Source organism: Tenacibaculum sp. nBUS_03, from assembly GCF_051201695.1.
Taxonomy (GTDB): Bacteria; Bacteroidota; Bacteroidia; order Flavobacteriales; family Flavobacteriaceae; genus Polaribacter.
The window spans coordinates 3,407,050-3,432,782 of the sequence record NZ_CP179214.1 but is presented as its reverse complement, the minus strand read 5'-3'; the positions used below and the strand labels follow the sequence as shown (position 1 = coordinate 3,432,782).

At 30.5% G+C, this 25,733-nt stretch carries 23 protein-coding genes and 1 pseudogene; 16 read left to right on the top strand and 8 right to left on the bottom strand.

What is annotated here, in order from left to right; genetic code table 11:
* Positions 1-4: 4 nt before the first annotated feature.
* The 5 genes from ACMFBB_RS15560 (at position 5) to murI (ending at position 5,609) form a co-directional block, all read left to right on the top strand.
* Complete coding sequence (locus ACMFBB_RS15560) at positions 5-757, top strand: isoprenyl transferase (protein ID WP_435261660.1); 753 nt, start codon at positions 5-7, stop codon at positions 755-757.
* Positions 750-3,317: an outer membrane protein assembly factor BamA gene (gene bamA, locus ACMFBB_RS15555; RefSeq protein WP_435261659.1), complete on the top strand. Its 2,568-nt coding sequence runs from the start codon at positions 750-752 to the stop codon at positions 3,315-3,317. Before ACMFBB_RS15560 ends, bamA begins: the two co-directional genes overlap by 8 nt.
* 62 nt (positions 3,318-3,379) lie before the next feature.
* Positions 3,380-4,186 carry an OmpH family outer membrane protein gene (locus tag ACMFBB_RS15550; protein WP_435261658.1) on the top strand — a complete coding sequence of 269 codons (807 nt, stop codon included), beginning with the start codon at positions 3,380-3,382 and terminating at the stop codon, positions 4,184-4,186.
* A gap of 39 nt (positions 4,187-4,225) precedes the next feature.
* Positions 4,226-4,735: an OmpH family outer membrane protein gene (locus ACMFBB_RS15545; protein WP_435261657.1), complete on the top strand. Its 510-nt coding sequence runs from the start codon at positions 4,226-4,228 to the stop codon at positions 4,733-4,735.
* A gap of 76 nt (positions 4,736-4,811) precedes the next feature.
* Entirely contained in the window at positions 4,812-5,609 is a 798-nt protein-coding gene (murI, locus tag ACMFBB_RS15540) for a glutamate racemase (RefSeq protein ID WP_435264321.1), read from the top strand.
* On the opposite strand, the gene ACMFBB_RS15535 is transcribed toward murI, so the two are convergent.
* Entirely contained in the window at positions 5,606-6,580 is a 975-nt protein-coding gene (locus tag ACMFBB_RS15535) for a PorP/SprF family type IX secretion system membrane protein (RefSeq protein WP_435261656.1), read from the bottom strand. The genes murI and ACMFBB_RS15535 overlap by 4 nt on opposite strands.
* 183 nt (positions 6,581-6,763) lie before the next feature.
* On the bottom strand, positions 6,764-7,603 hold the full coding sequence (locus tag ACMFBB_RS15530) for an AraC family transcriptional regulator (RefSeq protein WP_435261655.1): 840 nt from the start codon (positions 7,601-7,603) through the stop codon (positions 6,764-6,766).
* 141 nt (positions 7,604-7,744) lie between these two features.
* Here ACMFBB_RS15530 and ACMFBB_RS15525 point away from each other — a divergent pair, with 141 nt between their 5' ends.
* From ACMFBB_RS15525 to ACMFBB_RS15510, 4 genes and pseudogenes are all read left to right on the top strand, one after another.
* Positions 7,745-8,674: a dihydrodipicolinate synthase family protein gene (locus ACMFBB_RS15525; protein WP_435261654.1), complete on the top strand. Its 930-nt coding sequence runs from the start codon at positions 7,745-7,747 to the stop codon at positions 8,672-8,674.
* 78 nt (positions 8,675-8,752) lie between these two features.
* A pseudogene (locus ACMFBB_RS15520) lies at positions 8,753-10,357 on the top strand (aldehyde dehydrogenase (NADP(+))).
* Positions 10,358-10,445: 88 nt separating this feature from the next.
* Positions 10,446-11,456 carry a 4-hydroxyproline epimerase gene (locus tag ACMFBB_RS15515; protein WP_435261653.1) on the top strand — a complete coding sequence of 337 codons (1,011 nt, stop codon included), beginning with the start codon at positions 10,446-10,448 and terminating at the stop codon, positions 11,454-11,456.
* A 3-nt stretch (positions 11,457-11,459) separates the two neighbouring features.
* Complete coding sequence (locus ACMFBB_RS15510; RefSeq protein WP_435261652.1) at positions 11,460-12,707, top strand: NAD(P)/FAD-dependent oxidoreductase; 1,248 nt, start codon at positions 11,460-11,462, stop codon at positions 12,705-12,707.
* 283 nt (positions 12,708-12,990) lie between these two features.
* Here ACMFBB_RS15510 and ACMFBB_RS15505 read toward each other — a convergent pair whose 3' ends face one another.
* From ACMFBB_RS15505 to ACMFBB_RS15480, 6 genes are all read right to left on the bottom strand, one after another.
* The gene (locus ACMFBB_RS15505) at positions 12,991-13,875 is read right to left on the bottom strand and encodes a PorP/SprF family type IX secretion system membrane protein (RefSeq protein WP_435261651.1); all 885 of its coding nucleotides are present in this window, start codon (positions 13,873-13,875) and stop codon (positions 12,991-12,993) included.
* Positions 13,876-13,885: 10 nt separating this feature from the next.
* A complete protein-coding gene (locus tag ACMFBB_RS15500) occupies positions 13,886-15,169 on the bottom strand; it encodes an invasin domain 3-containing protein (protein WP_435261650.1) in 1,284 nt (427 codons plus the stop codon).
* Between the two features lie 15 nt (positions 15,170-15,184).
* Entirely contained in the window at positions 15,185-16,099 is a 915-nt protein-coding gene (locus tag ACMFBB_RS15495; protein ID WP_435261649.1) for a PorP/SprF family type IX secretion system membrane protein, read from the bottom strand.
* 3 nt (positions 16,100-16,102) lie between these two features.
* Positions 16,103-16,927: a gliding motility-associated C-terminal domain-containing protein gene (locus ACMFBB_RS15490; protein WP_435261648.1), complete on the bottom strand. Its 825-nt coding sequence runs from the start codon at positions 16,925-16,927 to the stop codon at positions 16,103-16,105.
* A 64-nt stretch (positions 16,928-16,991) separates the two neighbouring features.
* A complete protein-coding gene (locus ACMFBB_RS15485) occupies positions 16,992-18,620 on the bottom strand; it encodes an Ig-like domain-containing protein (RefSeq protein ID WP_435261647.1) in 1,629 nt (542 codons plus the stop codon).
* A 17-nt stretch (positions 18,621-18,637) separates the two neighbouring features.
* Entirely contained in the window at positions 18,638-19,555 is a 918-nt protein-coding gene (locus ACMFBB_RS15480; RefSeq protein WP_435261646.1) for a hypothetical protein, read from the bottom strand.
* Positions 19,556-19,676: 121 nt separating this feature from the next.
* Between ACMFBB_RS15480 and ACMFBB_RS15475 the strand changes: the two genes are divergently transcribed.
* The 7 genes from ACMFBB_RS15475 to ACMFBB_RS15445 all read left to right on the top strand — a co-directional run bounded on the left by ACMFBB_RS15475 (position 19,677) and on the right by ACMFBB_RS15445 (position 25,721).
* Positions 19,677-20,123 carry a thioredoxin family protein gene (locus ACMFBB_RS15475; protein WP_435261645.1) on the top strand — a complete coding sequence of 149 codons (447 nt, stop codon included), beginning with the start codon at positions 19,677-19,679 and terminating at the stop codon, positions 20,121-20,123.
* A 4-nt stretch (positions 20,124-20,127) separates the two neighbouring features.
* Complete coding sequence (locus tag ACMFBB_RS15470; protein WP_435261644.1) at positions 20,128-21,099, top strand: FAD:protein FMN transferase; 972 nt, start codon at positions 20,128-20,130, stop codon at positions 21,097-21,099.
* Between the two features lie 2 nt (positions 21,100-21,101).
* A complete protein-coding gene (locus ACMFBB_RS15465) occupies positions 21,102-21,314 on the top strand; it encodes a DUF4266 domain-containing protein (protein ID WP_435261643.1) in 213 nt (70 codons plus the stop codon).
* Entirely contained in the window at positions 21,299-22,777 is a 1,479-nt protein-coding gene (locus ACMFBB_RS15460; protein ID WP_435261642.1) for a DUF3570 domain-containing protein, read from the top strand. The genes ACMFBB_RS15465 and ACMFBB_RS15460 overlap by 16 nt, the downstream gene beginning before the upstream one ends.
* A gap of 10 nt (positions 22,778-22,787) precedes the next feature.
* Positions 22,788-23,258, top strand: coding sequence for a hypothetical protein (locus ACMFBB_RS15455; protein ID WP_435261641.1), 471 nt, complete (start codon positions 22,788-22,790; stop codon positions 23,256-23,258).
* Positions 23,259-23,269: 11 nt separating this feature from the next.
* On the top strand, positions 23,270-23,986 hold the full coding sequence (locus tag ACMFBB_RS15450) for a hypothetical protein (RefSeq protein WP_435261640.1): 717 nt from the start codon (positions 23,270-23,272) through the stop codon (positions 23,984-23,986).
* A gap of 712 nt (positions 23,987-24,698) precedes the next feature.
* The gene (locus ACMFBB_RS15445; RefSeq protein ID WP_435261639.1) at positions 24,699-25,721 is read left to right on the top strand and encodes a toxin-antitoxin system YwqK family antitoxin; all 1,023 of its coding nucleotides are present in this window, start codon (positions 24,699-24,701) and stop codon (positions 25,719-25,721) included.
* Positions 25,722-25,733 lie beyond the last annotated feature (12 nt).

The following is a 25,733-nucleotide window of genomic DNA, read 5'->3' as shown; positions in this document are numbered from 1 at the left end:
AAATATGGAAGAAAAACTACGAAGCATTAACCTACATAAAAAACCTAATCACATTGCCATTATAATGGATGGCAACGGTAGATGGGCTAAAGGTAAAGGAATGCAACGTGTTTTTGGGCATAGAAATGCCTTAACTGCAATTAGGGAGGCTGCTGATACTGCTTCTGATTTAGGTGTGAAATTTTTAACACTATATGCTTTCTCTACTGAAAACTGGAATAGACCTAAATTTGAAGTAGATGCATTAATGAGCCTGCTAGTAACTACTCTTAAAAAAGAATTACCTGAATTTATAAAGAAAGATGTTAAAATCAATTCGATAGGAAATATAAGTAGTTTACCTAAAAATGCACAGAAGGTTTTAGCACATGTAATAGAAAGCACTAAAAACAATAAAAAAATAACATTAACATTTGCACTAAGTTATGGTTCAAGGGAAGAAATTGTTAATGCAATCAAAAACATATCTAAAAAAGTTGTTAATAACGAACTAGATATCGAAAAAATTAACGAAAAAGTTATAAATAATCATTTATATACGTTTAATTTGCCCGACGTTGATTTAATGATACGTACAAGCGGGGAACAAAGGATTAGTAATTACTTACTGTGGCAAATGGCATACGCAGAACTTTACTTTACTGAAGTACTTTGGCCAGATTTTAGAAAAGAGCATCTATTTGATGCAATAATAGATTACCAAAACAGGGAAAGACGATTTGGAAAAACAAGTGAACAGATTGAAAGCGATGAATAAATATTCATATTTAATAGCATTATTTATTACTACTTTTATAACAGTAAATGCTCAAAGCCAAGACATAATAGTCAAAGACAGTACTAATACAAGTGGTGCTATTCCTTATGAAAGAGGAAAAGATTATATCCTAGGTGGCATAACTGTTACTGGACTTCAAAAATTTAGCGAACAAACTGTTCGAATTTATACTGGCTTAGTAAATGGACAACCCGTAAAACTTCCTGGTGATAAACTTACAAGTGCTATAAAAAAACTATATGAAAGTAAGCAATTTAGCGAGGTAGACGTATACTTATCTAAATTGGATGGAAATACTGTATATCTTCAATTTGATGTAACCGAACTACCGCAACTATCAAATGTTGTTATTTCAGGTGTCAGTAAGTCAAAAGCAAAAGATATTAAAAAAGAAACTGAGTTAAAAAAAGGGATGATGGTAACTGATAACCTTATTGTGACAACTCGTAATTACATTAAGAAAAAATATACAGACAAAGGATATTTAAAAACAAAAGTATCACTAGAAACAAAAAAAGATTCTTCTGATGTAAATGCTGTTAGCATGAAAATTTTTATCGATAGAGGAAATCGAATAAAAATTAAAGAAATTAATTTCATTGGAAATAAAGCTATGTCATCTGGTGCATTAAGAAGTGCAATGAAAAACACCAAACGTAAGTTTTTTGGTCGTTTTTGGAAATCTTCAAAATATATTTTAGAAGATTATAAAAAAGATCTTGAAAACATACTTGAAAAATATAGTGAAAAAGGATACAGAGATGCTCGAATATTATCAGATAAGGTAACTTGGAATGATGACAATACCATAAACCTTGAAATAAAATTAGAGGAAGGTCGCCAATATCGTTTCGGAGATATTTTATTTGTAGGTAACAAAAATTATACAGACACTCAATTACAAAATTTACTACGAATTGAAAAAGGAGATGTATACAATGGAAAAGTATTGAAAGAGCGAATTTCAGGAGATGGTACACCAAACTCTCAAGATATTCAAACGCTTTATCATAACAATGGATATTTATTTTCTCAAATAAATGCAGTTGAAACTAAAGTTAAAAATGACTCTATCACTGTTGAAGTTCGTATTAGAGAGGACGAACAAGCAACAATAAAAAAAGTAACTGTTGTTGGTAATGATAAAACTAATGACCATGTTATTTTTAGAGAATTGCGTGTAAAACCAGGAGATTTATTCAGCCGTCAAAATATTATACGATCTATACGTGAAATTGGACAATTAGGATTCTTTGACACGAATGTAACCCCTAATGTAACACCAAATTATCAGGATAAAACTGCAAATATAGAATTCTCTGTTGCTGAAAAAGGTGGAAGTCAAATAGAGTTGCAAGGTGGATATGGTGGAGGTTCATTTATAGGTACTTTAGGTTTATCTTTTAATAATTTCTCAATAAGAAATATTTTCAACAAAGATGCATATAAACCTTTACCTATGGGTGACGGTCAAAGTCTATCACTACGTTTACAAGCTAGTAGAACTTTTAACACATATAGTTTTTCTTTTACTGAACCTTGGTTGGGCGGTAAAACTCCACAATCATTATCATTTTCTGTATATCTTTCTAACCAATACAGATATGACTTTACTTCAAACTCAGTTAATAAAGATGAAAGCTTAAGTATTATTGGTGCGTCTATTGGTTTAGGTAAGCGTTTAAAGTGGCCTGATGACTTCTTTACATTATCTCAGAACATTAGTTACCAACGTATAGATTTACAAAATTATGGATATAGAGTAGGGTCTTCAGATGCGGTATTAAGTGAAGGAGATTTAAATAATTTAGCCTATACTGCTGCTTTAAGTAGAAATTCTGCAGGGCCTAGTTTAATCTTTCCAACTTATGGTTCAGAATTTACTATTAGAGCAAAAGCTACACTTCCGTATTCATTAATCAATGGTAAAGATTATTCAAGACCCGCCGATTTAATTCAAGGATCTCCTGAAGAACAGGCCTATTTTGCTGACAAATATAAATGGTTAGAATATTATAAGCTTTCTGCCAAAGGAAAATGGTATACTGAATTAGCTAAAAAATTAGTACTAATGTCTAATTTTGAAATAGGATACCTAGGAACCTATAATAGTAAATTAGGATTAACACCTGTTGAGAGATATTTTGTAGGTGGTGATGGTATTGCTCAAGGACAATTAGATGGAAGAGAAACTATTGGTTTAAGAGGTTATGAAAATAATAGAATATCATCTATTGATGGAGGTTCTATATATAATAAGTTTCAGTTAGAACTTCGTTATTCAATAACAGATAAACCATCTGCTTCTATTTATACTTTAGGTTTTTTAGAAGCTGGAAATTCGTATGACAATTTTAACAATTTTAATCCGTTTAGATTAAAGCGTTCAGCTGGAGTAGGTGTTCGTATCTTTATGCCTGCTTTTGGGTTATTAGGAATCGATTTTGCTCATGGATTTGATCCTTTACCTGGGTTAGAAGGTATAAACGCTTTAAAATCTGGTTGGCAAACACATTTTATTATTGGAAGACAGTTCTAAAACCTTACATTTGTAATGTGTCTGGTTTTTGGCACGGTTTTTTCTAAACACATTATACAAAGATGAAAAAAAACATTTTATCAGTAGTTCTTTTACTTATAGTCGCAACCTCTTTTGCACAAAAATCACAACGCATTGCATATATTGATATGGAGTATATTTTACAGAATATTCCTGAGTATATTAAAGCTCAAAATTCTTTAAATGCAAAAGTAGAAAAGTGGAAAAAAAAATTAGACAAAGAGGCACGTAATATTGAGGTTTTGAAAACTGATCTTGTTAATGAAAAAGCTATTCTAACAAAAGATTTGATTGAGGAACGTGAAGAAGATATTAAAATAAAGCAAGAATCACTTAGAAGATTAGAATCTTTATATTTTGGTCCAAATGGTGACATGTATAACTTTAGAAAGCAATTAATAAAACCTGTACAAGACCAAGTGTATAATTCAGTTCAAACGATTGCATCTAGAAAAAAATATGATTTTGTTTTTGACAAATCTTCTGATTTAGTAATGCTTTACTCAAACAAGAAACATGATATTAGTAATCTTGTTGTAAAAATGATTAACATAGATCAAAAAAAGCAAGCTAAAAAAGATAAAATAGCCGCGAAAAAAGAATTATTAAAGAATGGTGAATTAAGTGAAAAACAACAGCAAGCCGCAGCTAAAAAAGCTGCATTAAAACAAAAAAAGCTAACTGAACGAGAAGAAAGAATAAAGAAAATAGAAGAAAAAAGAAAAGCACGTTTAAAAGCTAGAGCTGAAAAAAGAAATTTATTGAAAGAAAAAAGAGCTGCTTTAAAAAAAGCACAAGAAGAAAAGAAAAAACAAGAAGAAAACAAGAATAAAGAAGAAAACAAATAAATCAAGAATAAAGACAATAATTAAATTAAAACAACAGAGATGAAACATTTAAAAACGTTATTATTAGTTGCAATTTTTACAGTTGGATTGGTTGGTGTAGCTAACGCACAAAAAACTGCACATATAAATACTGATAAATTATTAGCTGAAATGCCTGCAACAAAAGCAGTTAAAGCGGAACTTGAAAAATTAGCTAAAACGTACCGTGATGATATTGAAACAATGTACAAAAAACTTGAAGCAAAATATAAAAAGTATGATGCAGAAGGTAAAAGTCAGACCTTAGAAGTTAATCAAAAGAGAGCTGCTGAAATTCAACAAGAAAGAGCAAAAATTTCTCAAGCTGAACAAGCTGCTGGTATTGAAATGCAAAAAAAGCGTCAAGAAAAAACCATTCCTATTGTAAAGAAAGCTGAAGAAGCTATTAAAGCAGTAGCCGCTGAAAAAGGATATATTTATGTTTTTGATGCTTCTCCTGGTAGAGGATTACTTGTTTACGATAAAGGTGAAGATATTTACAACGCTGTAAAAACCAAATTAGGATTCTAATTTTAGTTCTTAATTTAACAAAAGATAATTTTTAAAACCTACTTTAATAAAGTAGGTTTTTTATTTTTGTACTATGATGAAATTACAATCTCAAAATCCAATAGGTATATTTGACTCAGGTGTGGGAGGAACATCAATATGGAAAGAAATCCAACTTCTAATGCCTAAAGAGGATACTATTTACCTATCTGACACTAAAAATGCTCCATACGGTTATAAATCAGAAGAGGAAATAATTGAATTATCAATTAAAAACACTGAATATTTATTGGAAAGAGACTGTAAAATAATAGTCGTTGCTTGTAATACCGCTACAACAAATGCTATACGTATATTAAGACAAAAGTATGATGTTCCTTTCATTGGCATAGAACCTGCTATAAAGCCCGCTTCACTTCAAACAAGTACTAATACCATAGGTATTTTAGCTACTAAAGGCACATTACATAGTCAATTATTTGAAAAAGCATCTTCGAATTTGGAAGATAAGATAACCATTATAGAACGGGTGGGTGAAGGCTTGGTAGATTTAATGGAGAAGGGGAAAATTAACTCTCCAGAAATGATCGAATTGCTTACTAAATACTTAAAACCAATGATAAGTGAAAATGCTGATTGCATTGTTTTGGGCTGTACTCATTACCCCTACTTAAAAAAACTTATTAAAAATATTGTTGGACACAAAATAAAAATAATAGACTCTGGACCGGCAGTTGCTAAACAAACGCAAAATGTATTAAGCCAACACAAATTATTAAAACAAAACACTAGCTCTTCGCCTAAATACTACTTTTATACGAATAAGAACAAAGCTACACTTAGTTACTTTTTAAAAGAATACCCTAACAGTATTATCAAGGAAATAAGCTTTTAAAAACTACCATTAATATTTGGACAAGCAGACGCTCTTCTTTTTCTACACAAAATATCTATCCCTAATGATATTTGATGAAAATTACCATTAGAAAATATAACATCTCCTGTTTGTTTTGTGTAAGTATATGCAATCATATACTTTTTATAGTTCACCCCTACTATTGGAGTAACATAATGAGCATCACCAAATACAGTACCGTCAAAACTTCTTCTATAAGAAATTGCAGCCCATAATTGAGTGTTTGAAAACTTTTTGTATGCTTTCAAATTAATATCTGCAATTTTTTCTCCAGTTTGGTCTTTATATTGAAACATAAAAGAAGGCTCAAACTGAACTTTACTTTCCTCTCCAAAAAAATACCCAGCCCCTAGAATGTAATTTCTAAGGTTAAATGATTCAAAATTTGAATTCAATTTATTTTTTGCAGATAATAAGATATTTTTTACTGTGAAATATGATGAAAACCCTTTATAATGGTACGCCATACCAAAATCAGCATTAAAATAAAAGCTACTTTCTACAACTTGACTTATTGCAGGATCATTAAAAAAACCTGTTTGATCTACTTCATTTTGAACCGCAGAAAATGATAATCCAAACGAAATTTGATTAAACAAATTTTCATTTCCAAAATCTAAATGGTATGCATAAGTTCCCTGAACAGCTTTTTGAGAATGATATCCATTTTTATCATTAAACAGAACAAATCCATAACCAGCTTTTGAGTTATCTCCAGCTTTAGCATGAAAACTTAATGTTTGAAGTTCTGGAGCATTATTGACACCAACCCATTGTTGTCGAGCAGTTAATCTTACTTTACCACATTCACCAATCCCAGCAGAAGCAGGATGAATAAGAAAAACATTATCTGATAGATAATCTGAATAAATTGGTAAAGTTTCTTGAGCCTTTGTGTGAGCACTCACAAAAAGAATAATCAGTAACAAGGATTGTATATGTTTTTTCATTAAAATGTAGATAGGACCCCAAATATAAACAACAGAGTCATAATAATTTGTTAATTTTTTTTAAAACAAGATTTATTTTTATGAAATACTAGAAATACTTCCAATTAAAGAACTCCAATCTTTAAAAGTCCCCCAAGATAATAAACAGTTAAATTAAATATTTCCCTACCTTGTTATAAAGAATTAATAATTAGCTCTATAATCAGATGGAGTATATCCTTTTATCTCTTTAAATTTTCTATTAAAATTAGAAATGTTTTTAAATCCAGATTTTTCAGATATTTCAGTAATTAAATATTCTTTATTTTGTAGAAGTTTACACGCTTTTTCTACTCTTATTTCGTTTAGAAATGTAAAATAAGTTTTGTTTGTTCTTTGCTTGAAATATCTGCAAAACGCATTAGGAGTCATATTGGCAACATCAGAAACTTCTTCTAAATCAATTTTTTTATTATAATTATTTAACGTATAATCCATTACTTTACCCATTCTTTTCCCTTCATTGTCTGTATACTTTTTTGTATATAAAAAAGTAGATAATCTTTCAATGTCTGACTTTAAAATAAGTTTAATAATTTTAAGAAAAGTAATAAACCTATCAAAATCATCACCAATTGGCAATTCATTAAAGCAATTAATTAATTTCTCTTTATTATTAATAATTTTAAAACTAGTTCTAGAATTATTAAAAAACATCTCTAACTCTTTAAAATCATCTAACTCAAAAAAAGTATCTCCAAACGATTCTTTAGTAAAAAAAAGAGACATCATAAAAGAATTTTTAATGTTAGAAGTATCACTTTTAAAAACATGAGGTTGGTTCCCTCCTATTACTAAAATAGTAGCGTCACTGTAATCATTTACAGTGTCTCCTACTATAAGAGTCCCCTCTCCTTTCACTACATAACAAATTTGAATTTCTTCATGTTGATGTAATTTATCATAAAAGGAGAGTCCTTTATCTTCTTGATAAATAAGTCCAATATTCTTTGCTTTTGGGATTTTAAAAGGGAGTACTTTCATGAGGGTTATTTTTATCAAATCTATTAAATATACACATTAAAACCACATAAAAACAAATAACAAGGTAATATAGTATCAATAAGCGGTAATAGAATAACGTTTATTTTTTTTTTCAATATAAATTTGTAAAAAACTATTATAATGAGCATTCAATGGAAAGGCGTTATGCCAGCAGTAACAACAAAATTTACAAACAGCGATACACTAGATTTAGAAATGTTTCAAGTAAACATTAAAGCTCAATTAAAAGCTGGTGTAGACGGGATTATCCTAGGAGGAACTTTAGGAGAAGCCTCTACTTTATCTGATAAAGAAAAACGTTTATTAGTTAAAGAAGCTGTTCGTATAGTGAATGGTGCAGTGCCAGTTGTTATGAACATAGCAGAACAAACAACAAAAGGAGCTATAGAAGCTGCAAGAAAGGCAAAAGAGGATGGTGCTTCAGCATTAATGATGTTGCCTCCTATGCGATATAAAGCGGATGCTAGAGAAACAATTGAATTTTTTAAGCAAACAGCTAACTCAACAGATTTGCCAATCATGGTATATAACAATCCTATTGATTATGGTATTGAAGTAACTTTAGATATGTTTGAAGAATTATTGGCTTCTTGCTCAAACATCCAGGCTGTTAAAGAATCAACAAGAGATATTTCAAATGTAACGAGAATTAAAAATCGCTTCGGAGATAGATTAGCTATTTTAAGTGGTGTAGACACATTAGCCTTGGAAAGTTTGGTTTTAGGAGCTGATGGTTGGGTTGCTGGTTTAGCGTGTGCTTTTCCCGCTGAAACCGTAGCTATATATCAATTAATAAAAGCTGGTCATTATAAAGAAGCAGTCGCAATTTATCGTTGGTTTTTGCCTTTATTAGAATTAGACATCAATGCTAAATTAGTACAAAACATTAAATTAGCTGAAGTAGCTACTGGTATTGGAACTGAAAATGTGAGAGCTCCAAGATTACCTTTAATCGGTGAAGAACGTACAAAAGTATTAAAAATTATAGAAAACGGAGTAAAAAATCGTCCTACTTTACCAGACTATAAAAGCTTAGAATTAGTAATTTAAACAACTAAAATTGGAGGTAACAATATCCCCCACGTTTACTATACTATTTCACAAAAAGCTTCATTAAAAAAACTAATTATGATTTCAACCATAACAAAAAGAATTACAGGAAAAAACCAAATAGGAAATAAACTTTCTGCAAAAGGAAACGTTACTCATAAGACATTCAACCCAAAACTTAATATAGAAAACGATACTGAGTTTTATGAAGCAACAATAGAAGAAGTTAATGAAGCTGTGCAACTAGCTAATAAAGCTTTTGAAGAGTATAAGAAGATTTCAGGCGCTAATAAGGCAACCTTTTTAAATGCTATAGCTGATGAAATTATGGCGTTAGGCGACGATTTGATTCAAACATATTGTTCAGAATCAGGATTACCAGAAGCACGTGCCATTGGTGAAAGAGGTAGAACAATTTTTCAGCTACAATCTTTTGCTAAATTAGTTGAAGAAGGTTCATGGATAGATGCTACCATTGATACTGCAATACCAGATAGACAACCATTTCCAAAAGCTGATATAAGAAAGATAAACATCCCTATTGGACCTGTTGTTGTATTTGCCGCTAGTAATTTTCCTTTAGCATTTTCTACTGCAGGAGGAGATACTGCTAGCGCCCTTGCTGCTGGATGCCCGGTCATCGTAAAATCACATTCTATGCATTCAGGTACAGGCGAATTAGTTGCTAGCGCTATTATTAATGCTGCCCAAAAAACAGGGATGCCTAATGGAGTATTTTCTAATATTACTGGAAGCGGAAGAGTTGTTGGTGTTGCTTTAGTTGAGCATCCTAATGTAAAAGCTGTTGGTTTTACTGGGAGTATTGCAGGAGGAAGAAGCTTATTTAACAAAGCCGCTAGTAGAAAAACTCCTATTCCTGTATTTGCAGAAATGGGAAGTATCAATCCAGTGATTACTTTACCCGATGCTTTAAAAACAAGAGGAGAAGAATTGGCTAAAACGTATGCTTCTTCTATTACATTAGGTACAGGTCAATTTTGTACTAATCCTGGCTTAGTTATAGGTATTGAAGATGAATATTTTTCAAGCTTCATCAATAATTTATCTAATGAAATACTAAAGATAGCCCCTACTTGTATGCTTCACCCCAATATTAAGGAATCATACGATACAAATAAAGAAACTATAATTAATCAAAATAAAACACATACAGTTGCTAACTACTCTGAGGATACAGAAGCTAATTATGCAAAACAAGCACTAGCTGTTGTTAATGGTGGTGATTTTGTTGAAAACCCGAATCTTCACCAAGAAGTTTTTGGTTCGATTTTCCTTAATCGTTAAATGCAAAGATAAAAAAGAGCTAGAAAAAGTTGTTTCAAGTCTGGAAGGTCAACTTACTGGAACAATTTTAGGAAATAATTATGAAATAAAAGAGTATAATTTTTTACTTTCGCTCTTAATTAGTAAAGTAGGGCGTATTATTTTTAATGGAGTTCCTACTGGTGTTGAAGTTTGCTCTTCAATGGTACATGGAGGCCTTATCCTTCATCAACAGACCCAAGATTTACATCTGTTGGAACAAGTTCTATTAAAAGATGGGTAAGACCTTTTAGCTACCAAAATTGGCCAAATGAGTTATTACCAGAAGAATTAAAGAATGAAAATTCATTAGGTATATCAAGGTTAGTTAATAACATAATCACTAACGAAAAAATTTAATATACTGACCTATGCTCCTCACTAAAGGAAAAGCTTAGAAGGGTGTTTTTCCTAAAGGGGAGTTAGGTTGGGGTTAAAAGCGATATATTTGATGAGAAAAACCTTTTTTTGCGTAGATGCCCATACTTGTGGTAATCCAGTAAGAGTTGTAGCTGGTGGTGGTCCTAATTTAAAGGGATTAAATATGAGTGAAAAACGTCAGCATTTCCTTAAAGAATATGATTGGATAAGGAAAGGATTAATGTTTGAACCAAGAGGACATGATATGATGAGCGGTTCAATACTTTTTGCACCTCATGATCCTGAAAATGATTTTGCAATTTTATTTATTGAAACTTCTGGTTGCTTACCAATGTGTGGACATGGAACCATCGGAACAATAACAATTGCTATTGAAGAGGGACTAATTACCCCCAAAATTCCTGGAAAAATAAAAATGGAAGCCCCTGCTGGGTTAGTTGAAATAGAATACCAACAAACAGGTAAAAAAGTAGATTGGGTTCGATTAACAAACGTAAAAAGTTTTTTAGCAGCCGAAGAATTAACCATTGAATGCCCCGAATTAGGAGAAATTACTTTTGATGTTTCTTACGGTGGAAATTATTATGCTATAGTAGATCCTCAAAAAAATTTTAGTGGAATTCACAATTTTACAGCTTCAAAGATAATTCAATACTCTCAAGTTGTTCGTGATCGAATTAATAAAAAGTATCCTGATATGTTTATTCATCCAGAGGATGATACTATTAGAGACGTAACTCACATGTTATGGACAGGTAATCCTATTGACCCAACATCTTCGGGAAGAAATGCTGTTTTTTATGGTGATAAAGCTATTGACAGAAGCCCTTGTGGAACAGGAACATCTGCTAGAATAGCTCAACTTCATGCTAAAGGAAAATTAAATCAAGGTGAACAATTCATCCATGAAAGTTTTATTGGAAGTAAATTTATTGGTTGTATAGAAGAAGAAACAACTTTAAATGGCAAAAAAGCAATTATACCAAGTATTCAAGGTTGGGCAAAAGTTTACGGTTATAATAATATAGTAATTGATGATGAAGATGATCCATATGCTTATGGATTCCAAGTTATATAGTTTATGAATAAAAACACATTAATTGTAGGTGGCGGCATTATAGGTTTGTGTTCTGCCTATTTTTTACATAAAGAAGGTCACAATGTAACTGTTATTGACAAATCAGACTTATTAAGTGGTGCTTCACATGTAAACGCAGGACTTATCACTCCAAGTCATATAATTTCATTGGCAGCTCCTGGAATGATTAATAAAGGAATCAAGTGGATGTTTAGTGCTACCAGTCCTTTATCAATAAAACCTAGATTAGATATTGATTTTATACGTTGGTCTTGGTTATTCAAAAAAGCCTCTACCCCCCAAAAAGTTGAAAAGTCTATTCCTATAATAAAAGATATTAACCTTTTCAGTAAAAAGCTGTATAAAGACATAAAAGCTTCATCTGATTTCAATTTTGACTACCAAGACAAAGGTTTAATGATGTACTATCAAACTGAAAAGGCAGGCGAAGAAGAATGGAAAGTTGGTGAAAGAGCTATAAAAGAGGGATTAAAGGTTGATAATTTAACTCATAAAGAAGTACAAAAGCTTGAGCCGGATATTGATTTAAATATCAAAGGAGCTGTGTATTATCATTCAGATGCTCATATGACACCTTCTGAATTTATGAAACAAATGAAAAACTATTTAATACGTTCAGGAGTAACTATCTCATCTAATGAAGAACTAATTGACATAATAACCTCAAATAATAAAATTACTTCAGTAAAAACTAATAACCGAAAGATTATAGCTGATGAAATAGTTTTTGCTACTGGCTCCTGGACTCCTTTAATTGCAAAAAAACTTGGTTTAAAAATACCTGTTCAGGCTGGAAAAGGTTACCGAATTAATGTTGAAAAAGAAACAGGAATCACTATCCCATCAATTTTAATGGAAGCAAAAGTTGCAGTAACTCCTATGAAAGGATTTACTCGTTTTGCTGGAACAATGGAAATAGCTGGAATAAACGATAAAATCAATACTAAAAGAGTTTCTATGATTGCTAGAGCTTCTGAAAACTATTTTAAAGGTTTAAAAATTAACCCTACGGATATTAAAAATGCTCGTTGTGGTTTACGTCCTTGCTCTCCTGATGGTTTACCTTACATTGGTAAATTATCAAATTTTAAAAATGTCACTATTGCTACAGGACATGCTATGATGGGCTGGAGCTTGGGACCTGCTACTGGAAAAATAGTTTCTGAGTTAATTTCTGAACATAAAACAAGCTTAAATTTAACTCCTTTTAATGTAGAACGTTATAATTAAAAATAAAATAACTTAAACTTATTAGGCTATTATTAAGGTTCATTATATTAAAATAACCAAAACCGTACTTAAAAATAAAACACACCATCATACTTTATAAAAAATGATGGTGTGTTAATATAATTACTAGATCTAACATAAGATGATCTGAAGTAACAACAAAAAAATAAAGTTATTACTGTTTTTATAATCAATCTCTATTGCTTTGTGTTTATAAAAACTATCGCTAATATTCATTAAATACAAAGTCAAATGAATAACAGATATATACACTAATAAAATTTTAAAAAATATCATCCATATTAAAAAGTGCTATAAATTCGTGCGTTCCGTTTTGTTCTGAACCTAACCCATTTGTATACAAACGATATCCATAACCTAGCTTAATCCAATTAGATAAAGATGCTACCCCATTAACTTGAATTGAATTATTCCAAAAATAGGATAATCCAACATTATGTTTTTCATTTATTTCTAACGTTCCATTTAAATCAAAAGACAAAGGTGTTCCTTCTTCAACCCTTACTAAAGTTGAAGGTGTTAATTTTAAATTATCATTTATAATAAATGTATAACCACCTCCTAGAGAAGTATTGAATCTTCCCGAATTTTTGGAGTTATTAAGTTCTTCGTATTTGTTATCAACCAAAACATTATTGATGGACATATGCATAAAGTAATTTTGATGTACAATTGCACCTCCTAATGTAAAATTAGGACTAAATTTATTAATTGCATCAGCAAAAAACTCATCATTTTGTTCCTCAATTCTTATCTTATTAATATCCCCATTATAAATATTACCAATGGCTTTAAAACCAAATTGTAGATCATGATCATCGGTTAATTTCACTTTATAAGAGAAATCTAAAGCTATATTTGTTTGATTAAAAATAAAAATTTTGTCATTAATAACACTAACTCCAATCCCTAATCCGCTTTTAAAAGGTACATTTAATGAAAAAGTACTTGTTCTAGGAGCATCTTTTATTCCTATCCATTGCATTTTTGAATTTACAAGTAACTCTGTATGCTGTTTTTGTCCTGCAAATGCAGGATTTATTAAATTTAAACTATAATTATACAATGAATAATCTACATTGCTTTGCCCCCAAACGATAGGGCTACATATTATACTAAAAACTACAATTATTTTTTTTAGAAACATTTTAATTCAATTAATAATTAATATACACCCAACCTTTATAAACTTTATCCTTTCCTGTATTGAAGACAAAATAGTAAGCACCTATAGACAATTTAGTATCATTAGAAATTATAATTTTTCCATTAGATACCCCATCCCAATCATTTTTATACGGTTCAGCTTTATATACTAAATTCCCTTGGCGATTAAACACATTTAATGAATTATCAGGATACTTCGTTAAGATATTGGGTAAAATTCGCCAAACATCATTTTTACCATCTCCATTAGGAGAAAACGCTTGAACTAAATTTGATAATTCTGTTGGATCAGTAGGGTTAGTTGGATTGGTATTTATTGTAAACTTAACCTCTGCCGAATCAACTATATCAACCCCGTTTAGTGTACCTGTTATTGTTGCCGTTTCTACCAATGCACTACTTGTTAAATATGCAGTATATGTTCCGTCATTATTATCAATTACGCTACCTAGTTGACCAGCGGAAGTGTTTAAAGTAATTGTATGCCCTGAGTGATTTAATACGCCACCATTCACATTATGTAATTGAACGGTAATAAAACTAGATGAAACCCCATTTGCTACTATTTCAGTAGGATTAGCAGTAATAGTTGTAGTAGTTGCAGATGGAGTGAAGTCATTCGTGTTCAAACTATCAAAGTAAAATCGAATAATTGGCAATCCTTTATCAAAATTTCCACTTCCAGATTTTTCTCCTTGTTTAAAGTTTTCATAAATCACAGTATTCTCTCCTGCGTAATCCCATAAAAACGGTGGAGATGCTCCACAGCCCGAAAACCCACCCAATGCTTGGTTATTTTCATTTAAAAAATAAATAGCTAAAGTTTTATTTCCTGAGTATTTAAATGGGGTTTGAAAGATAATTTGTGTTTTTGAATTTTCAATGTTTCCTTTACCTCTTCTCCATGTAATTTTCCCATCATAAACAAGAGTGTACGAAGATAAATCGGGTTCTGATGTAGATGTAAATTGAGTTTCATCTACCTCCTTTATATATACTTTTTGATTTTTAGCTTCATCAAATGTGCAGTTATCTGTAACTGTACAATCAGCAAAAAAAGCAACTCCTTTAATTTCTCCGGACGCTCCAATTCTTGATGCTGAATATAGCATAGTTACCCAACTATTTTTTTTATCTAAAACATAATCATAATTAGCTGGAGCATTTTTTGTTATGGAGATTCCACACATAGGTTTACCGACAGTGATTTCTTGTTGCCCATAAAACTGAATCGTTATAAATAACGTTAATATTAAAAATAGTACTTTTTTCATTTTATTTATATATAATTAAAAGCAGTTTAGTTTCCATTTAAAATTGTTTTTTGTCTGTTTATTAAAATATATTCTTAAAAAAAACTCGTGTGTTCCGTTATTGTATTTTGCTATATCATTAATGGAAAAACCATAACTATACCCTAATTGTGCCCACGAAGTAGCTTCAATAAGTATATTACCCATTACAGCATTATTCCATCGATACGTAAAACCTATATCAAACTGTTTATTAATTTCAAGCATGGAAGTTAAATCAAAAGAAAGTGGAGTGCCTTCTATAATTCTTATGAGTGCTGTAGAAGTTAGTTTTAAATTATCACTTAAACTTGAATAAAAACCTCCTCCTGCATTTATTTTTAGATGACTTTGATTGCTTATTAAATTAGAGTTTCCGCTAAAACGGCTATTTTCTAACACATCTAACAATGCAATATGCGCAAAATATTTTTCGTTTTTTAGAGCTATTCCTAACGAAAAATTAGGTCTAAAGTTGTTAATAGTACTTGTAAACAACGGATCATTTGCTGTTTGAGTATTAATAGTATTCAAGTCAGCATTAAAAAATGCTCCTTGAGCTTTAATACCAAAAAGAAAACTATTTCTATCATTTATTTGTACGCTGTAAGAAGCTTCTACTGAAGCAATAGTTTCATTAAATAGGTAAAAATGATCTCTAAGAATAGTAATTCCTAAACCAATTCCATTATTAAAAGGGCCACTAAATGAGACAACACTTGTGCTCAGTGAATTTTCAATACCCGCCCACACTTTTTTATAATTGGTAGTTAATTGAATTTTTTCATTTTTTCCAACAAAAGCAGGATTTGCTAGGTTTAAATTATAACTAAACACAGTATAATCTGCAGTATTTTGAGCGATTACAGAAAGAGATGCTAAAAAAAACAGAATATAAAATTGTTTTTTCATAAATCAATAATTAATATAAACCCAGCCTTTAAAAACACTTTTTTTGAGATTATTAAGTTCTAACACATAATAATAAGGCCCTGATGGAAGTTTTTTTCCATTATTTATAATAATTTTCCCATTTGTAATTGCGTTCCAATCATTTTTATACGGACTATCTTCATATACTTTATTTCCGTGTCTATTAAAAACCATTAATTGATTATTCGGGTATTTTGCTAACAAATCAGGTAAAATTTTCCAAGTATCATTTATACCATCACCATTTGGTGAAAATCCATTTACTATTTTTATGCTCTCTATAATGGTTACTGTTGCTACCGATAAATTTTTACATGAATTATTTGATGTTACAGTGTAGGTGTATACATCGTTTCTTTTTGTCCAAACTCCATTTGGCTCAGGTGTTCCACCAAGAGCGTTAAACAATTCTTCTTCTGTAGGTTCTATTCCTTCTACAATTTCTAAAACTCCATCTATACCTGCATTCGGTTTTGGAATTACTTTCACGTTAATAATTGAAGTATCGCTGCATCCATTAACAGTAACAGTTAACGCGTATTCTCCTGCCATATCCAAAGTAACATTAGTTCGAATTAAATCGATATTTGTTACTGAAACATTATCAGATGTCAACCATTTATAACTGGCATTAGCAATTGGCTCCGCCGTTAATTCTAATGTTTCATCCTCGCAAATAGTAATTTCAGAAAGATTCGTACTAAAACTTCTGGATGCCATATAAAAACCGTTATACCTTAAACCATTACCAAAAGCTGTTAAATAGCTGATAAATAAAGTGAGGATTAAAATTATTCTTTTTGTCATTTTATATAGCTTATCTATTAAATATGAAAGGCGTTAATACGCCTTTCATATTTATGAACTATTTTTATCTACGTTTAATAATAGCTTTAGGTTTTGGGGTTACTGTTACAGTAGCTGTATTTGTAACAGATGCACTACATCCATTTAAAGAAACATCACTTAATTTAATTATTTGTGTTGTTGTTGCTCCTGAGATTACTACCGTAGCCCTTCCTGCTGTTAATGTAACTGTTTTTGATGCACCTGAATTTATTGTGTAAGTTACGACTGCATTTGCAGTACCTTCAATAAGAAATTCTACATCCGCTCCCTCACACAATGGCGTATTAACAGCTTCTACTTTTATAATAACTGGAGCTACTTTTACCGCAATTGTGGTTTCTGAACTTTCAGCAAAACAACCTGCAGTATTCCAAACTTTAACCTTTACTTTATCATTATTATTTAACACAGTAGTGGTATAGGTATTATCATTAGATCTAGCTTGCTTGCTTATTCCATTCACAAAAAACTCATATTCACCACCTCCACTTGCAGTAAATTCAATTGATGTTCCTGCGCAAATTGTGTTTGCAGTAGCATTGTTATTTAAAACAGGGATAGGTGTATTATTTATTTTGATTTGCTTGGTTATTTTACAACCTTTATCATTCTCATAAATAATATTTACTGTTCCTGCTTTAATACCTTTTACTAACCCAGTTGTAGTTACTGAAGCTATGCTTATATCTGATGATACAAATGGATTAGATGAAGCAGGTGTACCTCCTCCTGTTAATTGTAACTCCTCTCCTACACAAATTTCAAATTTAGATGCTGTTAAAGTTGGTAACGGATTTACTTTAATTTCTGATGACGTTGTATTTGAACATCCATCTTTGGTTACTTTTAAAGTATAAATACCAGCTTGTGCATTAGTAAGACTATTGATTGTTAAATCTTTAGTATTTATTGTAGTTGCATCAGGTTTCGTCCATTGATAAACTGCACCTGTACCAGCATCTTCAGCTGTTAACTCTAAATTATCTCCTTCACAATACTCTAGTATTGCACTTCCTCCTGATGGTATAGTTGCTGCTACTATTTCAATATCAACAGCCGGAATAGATGTTAATCCTATACCTATATCAGAAGATGTTGTATAATTTTTAGAAGTTGTACTTGAAGCTGCAATACCTCTTCTATTTGAAAAACTATTGTTCGTATCAAAATAAGTATTGAATGTCGATCCCGCTGTTTGCTCATAGATTTCGACCAATAAATTTTTTGATGTATCATAAGTAAAAGGAGTCACAAAAGTAATCTTGATTGTTTTCGAAACTTGATCATAAACAACATCATTATTGAATACCTCTACCAATCCACCATATGGTTTATACTTTGCGCTTAACCAAGGATCAGTCTGAGCATTTGGAAATTCATCATTTGTGGTTTCTGCTAAACTCACTTTCCAATTTTTCCAAGTATTAATATTTGCAGGCGCGGAACCTGTAAGCTTGAATGTTAAACTGTTAATATTTCCTGAATTATTAATTTCACTTCCCAAATAAATGAATTGACTATAACTGTAGTTTTTAGAGGCATCAACAGGAAAATTAGATTTGCTTGAACCGCCGTTTATAGTGACGGTTTGAGAATTACTTGAAAAGATACAAGTAATTGTAATAAGTAAGGATAGTAATATACGTTTCATTTTAATAACTTATTTTTTTATCTTTTTATAATGTTTGCTGTAGGTTTCGATTTAATTGTTAATGTAAAATTTTCAGATGTAGAACTACTACCCATAACTGTAAGTGTTAACACTACACTTTGAGCATTTATATCAGCACTACTTGGTGTGTATGTTGGATTTAAAATTGTACTGTTATTAAAAGTTCCTGAGCCTGAGCTAGTCCATTGTAATGTATTATAATCAGTTGCTACTACTCCAAAAAACGTAAACATCTCTTCTGCACAAATTGATTCATTAGCCGGCATTAATATCGTTGGATTAGAAGATGAAAACTTAAAATAAGTTACTGGCAAATTAGAATCTATTGTGCCTGAAGAAGTAGCTTTATTTGAAAATTTGTACAAAGTATAAGCAACCCTTTTATTTCCTTGATTACTCCATAAAAACGAAATACTACCCCATAAATCAATAGCAATACCTGATTCATTTTCAAAATAAATCATAAGATTTTTAGTTTTATCATACGTAAAAGGAGTATCTAAAACAATATCATTTCTGGCAGCGTTATAAGGTGTTTTCTTTTCCCAAGTAATACTACCATCAAAAACTTTTGTAAACGTAGATAAATCAGGAGCGTTTGAACTTGTAATTTCGCTGTCTAGTGTTTCTTTAATATAAATTCTCTGATTGGATACCGTAGTATAGGTTTTGCTTCCACAATCTGGATAAAAACCAATTGTTGTTAAATTTCCAGATACATTTATTTCTGTTCCTTTGTATAACATTAATGCCCAACTATTACTTTTACCACTATTCCAACTACCATCATCATACCTTACAGGAGTATTCTGTGTTATACTAGAACCACAAGCACCATTACCAACAACAACTTCCTGTGCATAACTATAAGTAGAAAAAAATAACACCAAAAAAAAAGTAATTGTTCTAACCATAGAATATTTAAATTATTTTCACTATATATATTTAATCCAAATAAAAATAAATGTAAAATTTCGCGCAAAACTATGTTAATTAATTCTAAATAAAAACTACTTTTGCCGAAAATTTCAAAAAATGAACAAAAAAATAGTTATAGTAATTTTCTTATTTGCAGGGATCATTTCAAATGCTCAGACTGCTAAAACCTTGGTATGGAATAAAAATATTGAAGACGCTATAAAGCAAGCTGAAAAAGAAAAGAAACAAACTTTAGTCTACTTTTCTGGTTCTGACTGGTGTAAGCCATGTAAAGAACTAAAAAAAGAGGTTTTTAACACTCAAAAGTTTAAAGAAAAAGCTCAAAAAGATTATGTGTTAGTAAACATTGACTTTATTTTGGATAGAGATTCTCTGTCAAAAGATGAACTTAACTACATAGAAAAATCTGCCGAAAAATATAACAAACTAGGAGCATTCCCCTTAGTTATTATATTAAATAACAAAGGTGAAATAATTACTTCTATAGATGGCTATAAAAGTGAAACGGCAAGTTACTACATAGACAATTATTTAAATAAATAGTAATTTGTTCCGTTTATTATTCTTATTATTTTCTGCAGTACAAATTGCAAACGCTCAAAAAACATTCAAAAAGAAAGCTCTTTTAATGGGGGTTGATTTTGAATTCACTGTAGTTGCTGAAGACCAAGAAAGTGCAAACCACTTTCTTGAAGAAGCTATTAAGGAAACCATACGCGTAGAAAATTTAATTTCTTCTTGGAAATCCTCTTCGCAAACTTCTAATATCAATAGAAATGCAGGGGTAAAACCAGTCGTGGTTGATAATGAATTATTACAACTTATAAAGAGGAGCAAACGGATATCTGAGCTTACCAATGGTTTTTTTGACATAAGTTTTGCTTCTCTTGATAAAATTTGGTACTTCAATAAACCCATGGAAAAGTTACCTGACAGTTCTATAGTTAAAAAATCGGTTTCAAAAATTAACTATAAAAATATTGTAATCAATGACAAAAGAAGCACTGTTTTTTTAACCCAAAAAGGAATGAAAATCGGTTTTGGCTCTATTGGAAAAGGGTATGTCGCTGAAAAAGTAAAAAAACTTTTACAAGAACTTGGAGTTACTGCTGGTTTAGTTAATGCTAGTGGAGATTTAACAACGTGGGGAAATCACCCAATAACAAAAAACTGGAAAATTAACATCGCCGATCCTAATGGACTCATAGAAAAGGCAGGAAAATTTGATTTACATAACAATTCTGTAGTTACGTCAGGTAATTACGCTAATTACATTGAGTTTAACAACAAACGTTATTCACATATTATTAACCCAAAAACTGGTTGGCCCGTAAGCGGTTTAAAAAGTGTTACTATTTTTTGTAAAAACACTGAATTAGCAGACGCTTTGGCAACCTCAGTCTTTGTCTTAGGCAAAGAGAAGGGTCTTGAATTAGTAAATCAACTCAATGGTATTGAGTGTTTACTAATTTCTGATGACAATAAATTACATCCCTCAAAAAATTTAAATTTAAAATAAAGATGATTAAAAAAGGACTTTCTATATTACTTTTTACAGTAATATGTACAAGTTGTGCTACAGTAAAACCGTATCAAAAAATGTATTTAAACGATGAAAATATGGCATTATCTTCACGTAAAATAGAACAATACGAAATAAATTCACAAAACTATAGAGAAGGAGCTGCTGGTGCAAATGGTAGCAAATCGGGAGGAGGATGTGGATGCAACTAGATAAACTAACTCTTATACTTCTATTGCTTTCTTCTTTAGGCTTGATTTCTCAAAATCAAATTAAACAATTAGAGAAAACACAAGTAAATATTTTATATAATTACTATGAACAAGAAGGAAATAATGGTGCCGTAACTGGGGGGAAAGGAACTGAAAAACTCGACAATAACGCTCCTCAAATATCAGTTTCAATTCCAGTAAACAGCGTTTCAACTTTTGGCATTACATTGGGCTTAGATCATTACACTTCAGCCAGTACTGCAAATATAGATAAATATGGTAGCCAAGCTACAACTTCTGCCAGTACAGCGACTGGTAATAATAATAGCAGTAGTAGTAATTTAGCAAGTGAGGATACCAGAAAATATGCCTCTCTAAATTTTAATAGAACAATACCAGATAAAAATACTATAGTTTCTGTATTGTATGGTTATTCTAAAGAATTTGATGTTACCTCTAACTATGGAAAAATTACTTGGCAAAAAAATTCTGAAGATGGTAATAAATTTTTAAGTATTAACGCTGGTATTTTTATAGACAAATGGTTACTTATTTATCCTGGAGAAATTAGAGCTGGTAGAAATACTGGTGCAGGAGGTAATGGTGATTATGATGATGATGACGATGACGACGATGATGATGACGATGACTACGACGACGATGATGATGACGATGACGACGATGATGATGATGACGATGACGATGACGATGACGATGATGATGATTACAGACCAGCGGGAAGAGGGTATGGTATTAGATCTGATGATGATGATGATGATGACTATTATATCCCTACCAATACAACATCAAATAATTACGAAACAGATACACGATTTACGTACAATATCGGAGTAACTTATGGCGGTAATGTTAATCAACGTTTAAACGCATCTGTAACAGCGGAAGTTATTATTCAAAAAGGATTATTAAGCACTCCGTTTCATAGAGTTTATTTTAATGATGGAATTTATGAAGAAAAAAACAAATTAGTTAAAGTTGAACGATTACCGAGAAGCAGAATAAAAAAAGCACTTGGTATTCGTACCAATTATTATGTAAATAACTTCTTAATTACTCGATTATTTTACCGCTTTTATAACGACAATTTCGGAATTACTGGGCATACATTTGAATTAGAAGCTCCCTTAAAGGTTAGTGGTGGAATTACACTGTATCCTTTTTACAGGTTCCATACCCAAACTAAAGCTGATTACTTTCAACCTTATGCGCAACACAACTTGAATGCCGAATATTATACTTCAGATTACGATTTATCGGCCTTTAATACTAATAAATATGGTATTGGAATTAAATTTTCTCCCAGTAATGGTGTAATGAGTTTCAAACTTAATAAAAGAAGAAAATTTCAATTTAAATCACTAGAATTCAGACTATCTAACTATAGTAGAAGCACAGGTTTAGAAGCTACTTCAGTTACACTAAATAATGTGTTTACTTTTTAAAATGAAAAAAATGAGAAAAATAATATACATACTAATTGCTGTCTTTTTTTTAGGATGTACAAAATCAATAAATATTGAGTATGGCGAAATGATTCAACAAGAAAATAGTTCATTAATTGGAACCTGGGATGGTGAATTATTTTGCTCAAGCTGTGAATCAGACAGATACCGATATACTTTGGTAATAAATAGTCATACAAACAATATAGCTGAAGGAACTTTAAAAGAAACTAAAATTCCTGAACAACAAGATTATATTTTATTTAATGTAAAAATAAATATTGATAACAATACTTTAGAAATAACTACAACAGATGTAATAGAAGAAGTTACAAGTAAAACTGGTGTGTATTGGTGCAAAGAAAACACATATGTTTTACAACTTTCTTCCTCTAAAAAAACACTAAATGGCGAATGGATTTCTTCAGGAAACTGTAGCGTTTTTAACGACTCCAATACAATTAAAATTAACAAACAATAAGAAGTAAAAAAATGAAACTAAAATTTTTTATAGTATTTAGTGTTTTATTTTTCGCAAAAGAAATAAACGCTCAAAAAAAATACAACCATTCAGGAATTTATACTGCGATTGGTTATGAATTTGGCTTCTTGTTTTCAGATATAAAAGAAACAACAATTCCGTTTACAAATAATACTATTAACAACAACTTTAACCATTCTCTCTCTATTACTGGACTATATAAAACTGCATTTAACACTGAAATCAAACTAGGTTATATGACTTCATATTCTTCGCTAACTATTGAGGGAAGTAATAATAATAAGTCTTTTATAATTGATAATAATTATTTTACTCATACCTTTTTTATAGGAGGAGGTTATAATTTTGTTGTTAAAGATGATATTGATATCACTATCGGGCTAGGTTCTGCAGTTACTTATATTAAAAAGGCTTTTATTAGTGAAAATGAAGGTGAAGTAAACAATCAAATTGTTGCTACAAATAACTCTATAAAGAGGGCTAATGTATATTTAGTTCCTGAAATAAGTATGACAAAACACCTTAAAAACGGAAATACATTAACAATAGGTAGTAAATATTATCATTCAGCAAATGATTTTTTTATGCAGGGAAGTGTTGAAAATAAAAATAATGGCATAGTTATCAAAAAAGTTAATTTTTCTACACAAAATAATCAAATTGCCTTTTACTTAAACTATGGATTTAACTTGAGTAAATTATTTTAGTTTAACAACTAGTAATACTTTTTAAAACACGGCTTTATTTCTACGTTTACGAAATGGTACCAAATTAATATACAAAATATAATAGGAATCCGTCACAAAAAAATAACAATAAGAGTTTATCAATCAGAAATGATTTTATTTTTGGTTGATAAACTCTTACTATTAAAAATCAACAATAGAACAATAGTATTAAATTATTTGAAACCACTACTTCATCAATTATTTATGAAAGGCTACGTAAAACAGGAACTGAGTGCTAAAAAGTTAAAACACTTTTATGTCCATGATTTAGTTATTGTTTCTTAAGTTTATAACACTCCCTTTCAGATATAAATCATTACTTTAATATTTTACACCTCTTCCCCATCACTAATCACTAATCACTAAAACTCATTTCAACTTATCTTTAACCAAATCATTTTATTGATTAACATACAATTAATGGTTATATGATAATTCTAAGTAACTTTACATAAAACAAGACATGTTAAAAAACTCACTTTTTAGCATAAATTCTACTCCTTAAATAATATTCAAATATTTATTAAAACCCCACGCTTATAGATTAAGTATTTAATGAAATAGATTCACTGTTTCTAACCAATATTTTTCGTTATATGTTTGTTTGGTAAAATTTTAACACCTCTAGGTATACTAAATAGGACACGAACATTAACTGTACGATTACTAGTACTCTAATAAATAAAAATATATGAAATTTCTCATGTTGCTTATAGGTTTAATGGCTTCATTAAAGAGTACTGCGCAAAAGCAAGTATCAAAGAATGATATCGACATTAAACGTTTTGGTAACGAATTGATATATCGTTCTAAAAAAGGAAAAATTCTAAAAGGAAATTACCAAATTGCTAATAATGATGGTTCATATACTTACGTTAAACTCACTAAAGGTAAACTTAACGGTACTAAAAGAAATTTTGATAATAAGAATAAATTAAAAGGAATACAGAACTACAAAAATGGCAAACCTCATGGTAAATGGGTATGTTTTAACAGTTATGGTGAGCCTAAAAACATTAAAAACTATGTAAATGGACTAAAACATGGAGCCTGGTGGAAAAAAGTAACGACACAATATAGCTTTTATATAGAAAAAACCTTCTATAACAACGATGAGCCCTCAGGTACGTGGACTAAAATTAACATTGATAGTATTCTGTTACAAGAGAAAAGACATTTTGGTACTAACAGCTACATACAAAAAGACTACTTTATAAATAGACAATTACAAGAAGTGCAATCCTATGTTAACGGAAAGCTTCACGGTGAACAATTACTATATTCAAAAGCAGGGATCCTCTTAAAGAAAAATGCATTTAAAAATGGAGTTATTGTAAAAAAAGAAACCTATCATAAAAACGGACGACCTTATGAAATTTACCATTATAAAAATGGCAAACAACATGGGCATTGCATCGATTACAAATCATCGGGAGTTAAATCTTACGAAGGAACCTATAATACTGGTTTTAAAGAAGGTGTATTTAAACAATATATCGGTACAAAAGGTTGGCTCTATTTTGAAACGACCTACAAAAATGATATCGCTACTGGACCACACACCACTTATTGGAGAAATGGTAACATAAAACACCAAGGTGAATTTTTGAACAGTGACCGCCATGGGATATGGAAATTTTATAAGATGAGTGGAATACTGTTTCGTGAAATAACTTACGACCGAGGAACTCAAATCAGTATAAAAGAATTTTAATCTAAGAAAATA